At 44.4% G+C, this 12,291-nt stretch carries 9 protein-coding genes; all 9 read left to right on the forward strand.

Going from position 1 to position 12,291, the window contains the following annotated elements; genetic code table 11:
* The first annotated feature begins 5 nt into the window (after positions 1-5).
* The 9 genes from gor to gcvH all read left to right on the forward strand — a co-directional run bounded on the left by gor (position 6) and on the right by gcvH (position 12,159).
* On the forward strand, positions 6-1,352 hold the full coding sequence (gene gor / locus F6K63_RS16755) for a glutathione-disulfide reductase (protein WP_008182520.1): 1,347 nt from the start codon (positions 6-8) through the stop codon (positions 1,350-1,352).
* A 304-nt stretch (positions 1,353-1,656) separates the two neighbouring features.
* Complete coding sequence (locus F6K63_RS16760) at positions 1,657-3,171, forward strand: hypothetical protein (protein ID WP_008182523.1); 1,515 nt, start codon at positions 1,657-1,659, stop codon at positions 3,169-3,171.
* A gap of 647 nt (positions 3,172-3,818) precedes the next feature.
* Entirely contained in the window at positions 3,819-4,001 is a 183-nt protein-coding gene (locus F6K63_RS16765; protein WP_131827260.1) for a hypothetical protein, read from the forward strand.
* A 405-nt stretch (positions 4,002-4,406) separates the two neighbouring features.
* Positions 4,407-4,868, forward strand: coding sequence for a ribosome maturation factor RimP (rimP, locus tag F6K63_RS16770; RefSeq protein WP_008182529.1), 462 nt, complete (start codon positions 4,407-4,409; stop codon positions 4,866-4,868).
* A gap of 170 nt (positions 4,869-5,038) precedes the next feature.
* Positions 5,039-6,325 (forward strand): transcription termination factor NusA, encoded by a 1,287-nt coding sequence (gene nusA, locus F6K63_RS16775; protein WP_287262948.1) that lies wholly within the window; start codon positions 5,039-5,041, stop codon positions 6,323-6,325.
* Between the two features lie 506 nt (positions 6,326-6,831).
* Positions 6,832-7,107, forward strand: coding sequence for a YlxR family protein (locus F6K63_RS16780; protein WP_044492698.1), 276 nt, complete (start codon positions 6,832-6,834; stop codon positions 7,105-7,107).
* Between the two features lie 419 nt (positions 7,108-7,526).
* Positions 7,527-10,766 carry a translation initiation factor IF-2 gene (gene infB, locus F6K63_RS16785; RefSeq protein WP_287248486.1) on the forward strand — a complete coding sequence of 1,080 codons (3,240 nt, stop codon included), beginning with the start codon at positions 7,527-7,529 and terminating at the stop codon, positions 10,764-10,766.
* Between the two features lie 451 nt (positions 10,767-11,217).
* Entirely contained in the window at positions 11,218-11,421 is a 204-nt protein-coding gene (locus tag F6K63_RS16790) for a hypothetical protein (protein ID WP_071107112.1), read from the forward strand.
* A 330-nt stretch (positions 11,422-11,751) separates the two neighbouring features.
* Positions 11,752-12,159 carry a glycine cleavage system protein GcvH gene (gcvH, locus tag F6K63_RS16795; RefSeq protein WP_287265410.1) on the forward strand — a complete coding sequence of 136 codons (408 nt, stop codon included), beginning with the start codon at positions 11,752-11,754 and terminating at the stop codon, positions 12,157-12,159.
* Positions 12,160-12,291 lie beyond the last annotated feature (132 nt).

Raw genomic sequence — 12,291 nt, forward strand, 5'->3', positions numbered from 1 at the left:
GAGTCATGAGCTACGATTTTGATTTATTCGTTATTGGTGCAGGTTCCGGAGGAATTGCTACAGCTAGACGAGCCGCAGAATATGGGGCAAAAGTAGGCATTGCAGAATTTGACCGTTTAGGTGGAACTTGCGTAAATCGTGGCTGCATTCCTAAGAAGCTGATGGTTTATGCCTCCCATTTTCCTGATCAATTTGAAGAGGCACAGGGATATGGCTGGAGTAAGGTACACAGTACCCTCGACTGGACAACAATGATCACAGCAGTCAATCAGGAAACAGAACGCCTCAATAGCATTTACCAACGTATGTTGGATAAGTCCAAAGTGGAACTGTTTCAGGGTTATGCTAAGTTCGCGGATTCCCACACCATAGACATTGGCGGACGCAAAGTAACTGCACACAAAATCTTGATTGCAGTGGGAGCACATCCGGTCAAGCCCGATATTCCTGGCATTGAACACGCGATTACCTCTGATGATATTTTCCACCTCAAGGAACAACCGAAGCGGATCGTGATTCTTGGGGGTGGCTATATTGGTGTCGAGTTTGCCTGTATTCTCAATGGTTTAGGCTCTGAAGTGACAGTGGTTATTCGTCGTGATCAGATTTTACGGGGATTTGATGCTGAAATCGGTTCTGAGATTCAACAAGCCATGGAGAAGCATGGGATCCGGGTGCTAAATAACAGTAGGATCATCGCTATTGAAAAGACATCAGCTGGTCTGAATGTAACGGTACAAGGAGAATCACAAACAAGTATAATTGCTGATGCTGTCAGTTTAGCTGCTACAGGTCGTATACCCAATATCCAGAATCTAGGTTTAGAGAATACTGGAGTAGCAATTGAAAATGGTGCGATCGCAGTCGATAAGTACAGTCTTACCACAGAAGATCATATCTTTGCCGTAGGGGATTGTACTAACCGCATGAACTTAACTCCTGTTGCGATTAATGAAGGTCGTGCCTTTGCCGATACCGTATTTGGTGGCAAATCCCGGATCATGAGCTACGAGAATGTTCCAACCGCAATTTTTACCACACCCGAAGCAGCTACTGTTGGTCTAAGTGAGGCCGAAGCACGAGATAAATATGGGGATGCGGTAAAAGTCTATCGTTCTCGGTTCAGACCGATGTACTACACCCTACCCGGTCGGGATGAAAAAACCCTGATGAAGTTAGTGGTTGACCAAAACACTGACAAAGTCTTGGGTGCTCATATGGTAGGAGACCATGCAGCAGAGATTATTCAAGGAATTGCGATCGCATTGAAAACCGGAGCTACCAAAGCTAACTTTGATGCTACTGTTGGAATTCATCCCAGTTCTGCAGAAGAGTTTGTCACAATGCGCTAAGGGACTCAAAAAGTTTTTTAAATACAGTTGTAACTAGGGTGTGAACACACGCCCTAGTTTCGTACTATAGCGCTTTCAAATCAAATCTGAAAATTTATAGCAATTCAATTCACGAATGCTGCAAACCCGGTATTGTTACTAAGTGCTTAAATACTTTAAGTTCTCAAGATCAACACTACTGAATCAGAATAAATCCTAAAAAAGCCGCTAGAACTGTATTATCAGGAAGGAATGGCTGCGCCAAGAAACTCAATGCATCTGAGTTAAACATCACCATCTAGTGGTATAAAGCCCAAGTTTCCCGATGTCATCTTTACAAAAATTAGAAAAATTCGTCAAAATACCTAATAAAGCTCAAACTCGCCGCATTCTTTGGTTTGAAAGATTAATGGCGATCATCGCCTTGATTAATCTGCTGTTGGTGTTGTTTGACCTCAGCTATATCCCCTTAAGGGATTTCTGGCTAAATCAGAAAATTCAGGTATTTAGCTTTACCATTGGTCCGCTCAAATCCAAAGGCTTTCCCGTCTCGATTCCCATTCCTGATATCACTCCGCTCTACGACCCAGTTAAAGGTATTGAAGACAACCGAGATACCAAAAAATATTTGGACAAAGTTGATCAACTGGAAAACCAGATTAACAAGATAGGATTATCTTCTATAGAAGAATCTATAGAAGTAGAAAAAAAACTCAAGGAGCTGCGCGAACTTAGCTCAGAAATGATTGGCACCAATCCTTTTCAAGTAGCCAATAAAACCGGAAACTTGGAAAAGATTAAAAATAAGATGCGTAAGCAGATACCAAATCCTGAGGATTCAGCAAAAGAGTCATTTATGCAGTTCTGGACTCAAAAGTACTTAGCAAGTCATAGTCAAGAGGAAGGTTTGGTATTTTTTAACACCGAGATTAAACCCTTAATAGAAACTAACTATTACCGTCCAATTGGAGAAAATGGCGAATTTATAGACCTATTCGGACTGATTGACTTCCCATTTTTTATTTTATTTAGTACCGAGTTTTTGGCTCGTACCTGGTTGATCAGTCGCCGTCATTCTGGACTCAAGTGGCAAGATGCCATGCTGTGGCGCTGGTATGACATATTTTTACTAATACCCTTATGGCGGTGGTTACGAATTATTCCTGTTACCATTCGCTTAGGTCAAGCTAAATTAATAGACCTGAGTGCCATTAGCAGAGAAATCCGCTCCGGATTTGTTGCCAGTATTGCTCAAGAGATGACAGAAGTGGTCGTCATTCAAGTTATTAACGAAGTTCAGGGCTCCATTAGCCGGGGTGAAATTACCAAATGGTTGTCTCAACAGGAAGTCCGCCCCTACATTGACCTTAATGACATTGATGAAGTGTCAGAACTCACCACCATCATGGTAAAGATGACGGTTGATCAAGTCTTACCCAAAATTCGTCCTGATCTAGAGGCTCTCATGAAACACTATGTGGACATGGGGCTTAAACAGTCCACACTTTATCAGGGACTTCAGAATGTACCAGGACTGGGACAATTCCAGAAGCAACTAACAGAGGAATTGGTGAAAAACATTTTTCAGGCACTCTATGATGGGATTAATACTCTCATACAAGAAGACCCAGTTGCCGACGAACTCCTGCAACACCTACTGAAAAATTTAAGGGAAGCCTTAGGGGCAGAAATTAAGACCAAGGATAGATTACAGGATATTCAGTATTTGATCACAGCTTGGTTAGAGGAATTCAAAATAAATTATGTCCGGCGCTTATCTGAAGAAGACTTAGATAAAATCTTAGATGAAACCAGAGCAATTCGTCAAAGATTTCAGTAATAACAGTATTAAAATCAAGTTAATATTAGTCCAATAATTAATTATTTTTTTAAAATTCTATGCGGATATATCAACTATTTTGCTTGACAGTAAAACCATTAAATTGATAATTAAAAATAAAAAAATATGTTCTACCGAACCTAGTATGCATAAAAACGCGCTTATTTACCATTAAAGATGATTGGGCAGTATTTTTATAAAAAAAATTATCTCAACAAATAAAACTCCAGCCCCATAAGGATTATAATAATTATTTATTAAAAGTTTTAGATAGCAATTTCGGTAGAGCCAAAAAATATAGAAATTCAAAAAATAAACATTTTTTTTAATTATTGTAAATAGTCAGAGATCATCATACAGTTTGACCGAATAATGCCCATAAGCTAAAATACTTATGGGTCAACAAAAACCAAGTTGACTTCTAGGGTCAGCTTGCTCTGAGGTTAAGGCTCTGGAGTGGGAAAGTGCCGACGCACCAGACACCAAGCAGGGATTAGACGTCAACACTCCCCATGTTCAAGTTTTGATCAGGCAAGCATTTGAGCTGCTAATTGCGTTAGCTTCCGGCAAAAGAAGCCCCACATCTCAATGCTACGCCATGAGTGTGGGATTAATTTTGCACAGGGTATGCATGGAATTGCTATAATATGGGTACTGATAAACAAAGCCAAAAATGCTGGTTTGTCAGCACAACAGTTTTAAAAAAAAGACCAAGAAAACAGAGCGGCAGCGATGCCGAGGTGCGACCCGTGGCGAATTTAATTCGCCTAGGTCAAGGGCACCTAAGCGGTCTTGGGGAGCCAGTGCGGTCTTGGGGGTTCCCCCCATGAGCAACTGGCGTGGTTTCCCCCACTCGCGCTTTGCATCAAGAGAGGGCAGTCCGTTCTTAAAGCCCAGCGGCGACCTTCGCGTAGCGTCGGCTTTGCCGAAAGCAATAGCTGGATTGGCGCTTGTTGCCTACACTGAACTCAACGAGTCAGTGTGGGAGCTGTCACACTCAAACATAGCAACGGCAAGCTGGTAACTCCTAATCAATGATTCTGCGGGAAGTTTCCGGTTTGTCCTAGGGTTTAGAGTCTTCGAGCCCATGACCTTGTGACCAATAGCTCAAGACCAGTAACTAGAGATTGGGCTTGTGCTAACTAGATGTGCAGAAGCTTTTGGGCGGTTAGACTTCTTGGAAAAGATTTTGCCATGAAGTGGGTTGACCCCACTTTTTTTATTGGATTGGTGCCATGACTCATCCCCTGATTCCACAACTAATCGATTTGGCAACGCCATTGGCTCAAGATTTAGGATTAGAGATTGTAGAGGCTCTCTTCCAGACCAACAGACGCCCACCCGTGCTGCGTGTCTATATCCGCAACCCCATCCGTGACACTAGCTTGGATGACTGTGAACGCATGAGTCGTGCTTTAGAAGCTCAGTTAGATGCTAAGGAAATCATTTTAGACACCTACGTTTTGGAAATTTCCAGTCCTGGGATCACACAGGACTTAACCACAGACCGAGAATTCATTTCTTTCAAAGGGTTTGGTGTGATTGTTCAGACATTTGAACCCTATCAGGGGCAGCAAGAGTGGCGTGGGCAGTTAATTCGCCGGGATGAGAGCGGAGTTTATCTCAATCTCAAGGGTCGTGCGTTTGCCATTCCCCGTCAGCTCGTGTCCAGAGTAAAACTCGATGATGGGGGTTAAATTTTGCTTGAAGGTTGGTAGGCGTGCAGTACTTGTAAAGACAATGGCTTGACTATGATCTACAAGTGCTTCTCCCGTACAAGCTTCAAGGCTCAGGATTGAAGTTGAACTTGATTTACTTTAAATCCCAAGACAATTGCCATGGATAGATTTAAGACGGAGATTTGCTGATGTCAATAGTTAGTTTGCCTGGACTTAAGGCAATGATAGAAGAAATTAGTCAAAGCCACAATTTACCTAGGTCTGCAGTTCAACAGGCATTAAGAGAAGCACTGCTAAAAGGGTATGAGCGCTATCGCCGTTCTCAACGGCTAGACCAACGATTTCATTTTGACGAAGAATATTTTGACAACTTTGAAGTCGATCTTGATATTGAAGAAGAAGGCTTCCGCGTTTTGTCTACCAAAACCATTGTCGAAGAGGTACAAAATAGTGACCATCAAATTTCTCTCAAAGAAGTCCAGGAAGTTGCCTCTGAAGCACAATTGGGAGACTCAGTGGTTTTGGATGTGACTCCAGACCAAGGAGAGTTTGGTCGCATGGCAGCGATTCAAACCAAACAGGTGCTCTCTCAAAAACTCCGAGACCAGCAGCGTAAGCTGATTAAGGAAGAGTTTCAAGACCTAGAAGGAACCGTTCTGCAATCTCGATCGCTACGGTTTGAGCAGCAGTCTGTGATTATGGCGCTCAGCAGTGGTTTTGGTCGGCCAGAGGTAGAAGCCGAACTGCCCAAACGGGAACAGCTACCCAATGATAACTATCGGATTAACTCCACCTTTAAGGTTTATCTCAAAAAAGTCCGGGAAGGCCCTCACCGTGGTCCTCAGCTGGTGGTATCCAGAGCGGCGGCTGGATTAGTGGTCGATCTGTTTAGCAACGAAGTCCCAGAAATAGACGATGAGGTGGTAAGGATTGTTGCAGTAGCACGGGAAGCTAATCCTCCTTCTCGTCATGTCGGACCAAGGACTAAAATTGCTGTAGATACCCTGGAGCGAGATGTTGATCCGGTGGGAGCTTGCATTGGTGCTAGAGGTTCCCGCATTCAAGTTGTGGTGAATGAATTACGAGGTGAGAAAATCGACGTAATTCGTTGGTCTCCTGACCCATCTACCTATATTGCTAACGCTCTTAGCCCAGCCCAAGTTGATCAGGTGCTACTAGTCAATCCAGAAGAACGTCAAGCTCATGTTTTAGTAGCAGAAGACCAGCTGAGTTTAGCTATAGGCAAAGAAGGACAAAATGTTCGCCTTGCTGCCCGCCTTACGGGTTGGAAGATTGACATTAAAGATGCTGCGGAATACAAAAAAGACACTACAGACATTTCTAAACAGGAGAGCCTAGAAGAAGATGATGTCGATAGCAGTGAGTTACAGGAAGATTACCAAGAAGGAGTAGAAACACCAGAAAATGTGCTTGATGCTGAGCCAGTGCTTGATTTGAGTACTCAAGAAGAATAAGTAATTTTAGGGGTTAACCCTGAGGTGAGGAAAGTTTGGCCAAGGTTGAGAATGGGAATGGTATAAAATGATACCCCTAAGCTTGTCGGTTTAGAATGGTAGTGGGGTGCAGGGTCTCGGCTGTGGTCAAGAATTCTTTGACAGTTTTCTTCCAAACCAATGACTTATTCAATCCTTCCACTTCTGCTGGGTTACTCTACCCCCTATCCCATTCTACCCCTTACTCCCGGTGGGTGTGGTGATTTTCTTCTTGTGTTATTCCTCCTTCTCTCAAGGGTGTGACTATCTCTACTATAGTTTTTCATCTTCTGCTCACAGCACCGGTTTCACACCACCGGTTAGCCCACACCCTTTTTACCGCCCTCTGGCATTGATTTTTGGTTTCATTTGGGTAAGTCAATCACGTAAACAGGGTGTTTGCCCAATCGCAAACGCCCTACAAGCCTCCATCTACCGTACCCTTTAAAGAAGGAGGACTTTTGAGATTTTCCAAACCGAAAACCCGTATGAAACCCAACTATCGACGTTGTCTTAGCTGCCGGAAAGTAGCACCAAAACAGGAGTTTTGGCGTATTGTCCGAGTCTATCCGTCACGAAAGGTACAATTAGATCAGGGTATGGGTCGTTCGGCTTACTTATGTCCTCAACTGAGTTGCCTAGCGGCGGCTCAAAAGAAAAACCGACTGGGGCGATCACTGCGTGCATCGGTGCCAAAAAATCTGTACGAAACTTTATGGCAGCGTTTAGCTACCATGCCAACCAAACCCAATTTAGGTAATTAAAGGGTGAATCTAGCCGAAAAAGCTTCCATGTATGTTCGTCCGGCGAACATAAGTAATCGTTAGGATAGAAAGGAAGTCATTAGTTCTATTGATGCTCTGGTTTCTTAAGGAGGTGAATTTACTTTGATTATACGCTAGCTACCTTTAAAGGCATACGCGCTGATTAGGCGGTTTAACCGAACCGTCAATGTTGAATGCTGCTTGGCTTTTTTCACAGGAAAGAAGCACGCGATAATAGATAAACTTATCAAACTACCGTTGAGGTGAACACACCAACGAAAAAGCATGGATGGTTGATTATCTGTTGAGCATCGCTTATCTTATCGTTTAAGCTTTCCAATAAAGCTTGATCAAGTAAAAAGTCATTCGAGTAGTTGAGTATGGTTTAACAACAAGTAGGTACGACAGGGGAATAGTGCATGAACAGCGGCAAAGTCAGAATTTACGAATTATCACGGGAATTGAATTTGGACAACAAGGAAATTTTGAGCATCTGTGAAGGACTCAATATTGCAGTTAAAAGTCACAGTAGCACGATTACAGAATCGGATGCCCAACGGATTCGCACGACAGCCGAAAAATATTCTGACCAACTAGCAGCTGTAAGCAATAGCGAAGGTGAGTCATCGGCAAATAAAGGTTCTAAGTTAAGCTCTGGTAAATTAGTTCGACGTCCCAAAGGGGAGCGGAAGCAGCAAATTGTGGAGCTTCGTAAGCACAAACGCAGTTCTGGCAATACTTCTAGCCAGAGAAGTAATCAAATGGCAATCCCACCCCAACCTCCCATCAAGCCGACTGCTATACCCCCACGTCAGCCTAGCACTCTCAATCGACCTAAGCAGGTCACTGAACAGGAGACCAAGATTAAGCAGGATACTAAACCAGAACCAGCCGCTAAATCAGAACTAGCCGCTAAACCAGAACTAGCCGCTAAACCAGAACCAGCCGCTAAATCAGAACTAGCCGCTAAACCAGAACTAGCCGCTAAACCAGAACTAGCCGCTAAACCAGAACCAGCCGCTAAACCAGAACCAGCCGCTAAACCAGAACTAGCCGCTAAACCAGAACTAGCCGCTAAACCAGAACCAGCCGCTAAACCAGAACTAGCCACTAAACCAGTCCAGAACATTTCACAGGAGAGTACACAAAAACCCAAATTAACTGGACCCCCTGTAAGAGTATCACAACCAAAAACTCAGCCTGCTAAGGTTGAGCGACCGATAAAATCAAACCAAAAGGGTTCTTCCGGTTCAAAGTCAGTAAAGAGTCCAACTCCTAACAAATCCCCTGTTATCAATAAACAGTCAACGCCCTCGGAAACATCACCACCAAAGCGTTCTAGTTCACCAAGACCACCCGTTCCTGAACTCCAGCGACCTCCAAAAAGGAGCAAACCAGGTCTTGAGAAAGAAAATTCAGCAATTGATGCTGACTCAACGGGTCTGACAGATGATGTCTCTGATCAAGACACCAACACCTTAGTCAATGAATCCGAGGAACTGCTCAAGGAGGTCAAGCTCCGGCGACCATCTGTCCCCCGACCTGCTAAGAAGAAAGAGTGGGAGGCAGAAAATGGAGAAGACGAAGACAAAGCCCAGAAGGCTAAATCCGCCAAACTCAAGCGGCGACCTAAAATGATTCTGGATGATGAAGATGATCTCGAAACAGGATCAGATCAAATCGATAACAAAATCGATGGTTCATTTTCAGTTAGTCTTTCTCTGGCTCGTCCTCCCAAACCAAAGTCTCTGCAAAAACAGCAAAGCCAAGCAAATACTGCGAGTGTTAGCCACAAGAAGAAGCCTGCTAAAACCAGTAGTAGCAACAAGTCCGATCATCGCGATCGCCGTCGTACACAGAAAAGTCAGCCCAAACGCCCAGAACAAATTGTTTTGAGAGACTCACTCACCATTAGAGACCTGGCTAATGAACTGGCTATTGCAGAAACTGACATTGTTAAAATGCTCTTCTTCAAAGGCATAGCTGTGAGTGTTACCCAGACTTTGGATGTTCCTACTGCCACAATGGTAGCTGAGGAAGTGGGAGTCAAGGTCGAGATGGAAGAAGAAGCCTCTGCTGCGACTAAGGTGGAAATGCTGGATGTCCAAGACCTGGAAAACCTCGAGCGGCGTCCACCTGTGGTGACAATTATGGGTCATGTTGACCACGGTAAAACGACTCTACTCGATGCCATTCGTGAAGCAAAAGTGGCTCAAGGAGAAGCCGGTGGAATTACCCAGCATATTGGCGCATACCACGTAGATGTTGAGCATGAGGATAAAATTCAACAGGTTGTCTTCCTAGACACCCCCGGTCACGAAGCCTTTACAGCCATGCGGGCAAGGGGAACAAAAGTAACTGATATCGCTGTGCTAGTAGTAGCCGCTGATGATGGGGTGCAACCTCAGACCCTTGAAGCCATTAGTCATGCTAGAGCTGCTGAAGTTCCCATGGTAGTTGCTATTAACAAAATTGATAAAGCCGGATCTCAACCTGATCGGGTTAAGCAAGAATTATCAGAACGGGGCTTGGTTCCAGAAGAATGGGGTGGTGAAACGATCATGGTACCAGTGAGTGCTATCCAAAGGGAAAACTTGGATTCACTGCTGGAGATGATTCTATTGGTCTCAGAGCTAGAAGAACTCTCTGCTAATCCGGATCGACCAGCAAAAGGTACGGTGATTGAAGCTCACCTAGATAAAGCCAGAGGTCCTGTTGCCACCTTCTTAGTGCAAAACGGTACTTTGCGGATCGGTGATAGCCTGGTTGTTGGTTCAGTTTTCGGTAAGGTCAGAGCCATGCTTGATGACCGAGGACAGCGAGTCGCACAAGCGACTCCCTCGTTTGCTGTGGAAGTCCTTGGCTTGAGTGATGTTCCAGCTGCTGGTGATGAGTTTGAAGTCTTTGAGAGCGAAAAAGAAGCCCGGGCAGTTGCTGGTGAAAGAGCTCAACAGCAACGTCAATCTCGCCTGCAAACTCGCATGAAATCACGGCGAGTTACCCTCACTGAATTATCAGCCCAGGCTCAAGAAGGTGAACTCAAAGAACTCAACTTGATTTTGAAGGCAGACGTTCAAGGCTCGGTGGAAGCTATTCTGGGATCCCTCGAACAGCTGCCCCAAAGTGAAGTGCAAATTCGAGTTCTACTGGCTGCCCCTGGGGAAGTCACCGAAACGGATGTGGACTTAGCGGCTGCTAGTGGTGCAGTTATTGTTGGCTTTAACACTACCTTAGCTCCTGGTGCTCGACCAGCAGCTGAACAGGAAGGGGTAGATGTGCGGGAATACAACATCATCTACAAACTCCTGGATGATGTTCAAGGTGCGATGGAAGGTCTGTTAGAGCCAGAAGAGGTAGAAGAACCATTGGGTGAAGTAGAAGTTCGAGCTGTCTTCCCAGTGGGTCGTGGTGCCGTGGCGGGTTGCTATGTACTCTCAGGCAAAGCCGTGCGCAATTGCCGTTTACGAGTGCGGCGTGGTGGCAAAGTTATCTACGAAGGAGTTTTGGATTCCCTCAAGCGTGTTAAGGATGATGTCAAGGAAGTCAATGCTGGCTACGAATGTGGTATGGGTGTTGATAAATTCAACGACTGGACGGAAAAAGATATCATTGAAACCTATCAGATGGTAACCAAGCGACGGACTCTCTCCCTGAAGTAGGGCTGAGGGGTGTTCTTACCCAGGGGTCCCTTGCTGGGAAGGTTGTTTTGTTTAAGGTTGAAGGTTAAAGGTTATTTAGCTTCTAGCAAAATTAATCCCACATCTCAATGCGCATTGAGATGTGGGATTAATTTTGCGCTCTTATTGCATGGAATAAGGAAACAATTACAATTGAATATCGTCTATACTAGATGTAGTAGGTAAAATAAATTAAGAGCTAACCGCCACCTACGTGCCTAAAAAATAGAACTTATTGTATTGTTCCGGATTATTGTATTGTTCCGGCGCGGAGGGGCATCCCGTGTCGTTAATAAAGCTTACCGAGTATCCAAACCGTTAGGTGGAGTTGGTAAGAAGCCCACACTGTAATCTTTGATTAAGTGTGGGAGTATGTCACCACTTAAGCATTACCCAACTAGATTCATCTGTATTAAATTTTGGTAAGGTGCATATGGCAAGCTTCGTTAAATCCGAATCCGGACAATTAGATCACGACACTCAAGTTTGGGACAGTCTCAAACAAGCCATAGCAGCTAGTTCAGGATTTCAACGCTGGCAAATGGAACATCCCTTGGGTGAACAATTTCAGGACTATAGTCTTGATAGCCGCGTACGTCGTTACTTACGAGAAACTCTAGAAATGCTTGCCTACTGAACTTCCAGATCGGAGCAGCTCCTATCTGACATCATGTATTTTGATTTTAATTTATTAGTGATTTGTGGCATAAACAGGCAAAGCAATAGCCAGTCTTGGTTAAAATTATTCCTTTTGACGGAATAAAAGGAATAATACCATAGATTGCCAATTAGTGGTGATATTTTAGTAATGGTATTTTAACGATTTAGGTAGGTATAAGTTAACCATGAGTGCATTACTACTTCTTACGGTTCCCTGTCAATAGTCAACGGTCAGTGGTCAAAGAGCTGCTGGACGAAAGACAAATGAGGAAGGATAATTAGCATTGCTGCTGATTTTGGAGTTGACATGGCCTTTGAATATCCTGATGACCTCAAATACCTTGATAGCCACGAATATGTCCGGCTTGATGGCGAAATTGCCACTATTGGTATTACCGCCTTTGCCATTGACCAACTGGGTGACTTAGTTCTTCTGGAACTCCCAGACATTGACGACACCATTGAGAAGGGTAACAAGGAAAATGACAAAAACTTTGGTACCATTGAATCTGTCAAGGCAGTTTCGGATCTATATTCACCGCTATCGGGTACGGTGGTAGAACGAAATGAGGAGATGATTGAGGCTCCTGAACAGATTGCCGAAGACCCCTATGGTGAAGGTTGGTTAATTAAAGTGCGGCTGAATGACCCTGATAACCCACTGGAGGGTGTCCTTTCTCCTGAGGAGTACCGTGCCAAAGTCGAGGCAGAGTAGACTATGACACTCCCCGCCCTGAAAGGACGGGGATTCTTGCTTGGCCGTAGGCCACGCTGCGCGAACAATGGGGTGACTTATTTAACCAGGCCGGAGCCAGGAAAAATAGAGGTCGCCTCGACCCAAGCGTAT

It is taken from the genome of Moorena sp. SIO1G6 (genome assembly GCF_010672795.1).
GTDB lineage: Bacteria > Cyanobacteriota > Cyanobacteriia > Cyanobacteriales > Coleofasciculaceae > Moorena > Moorena producens.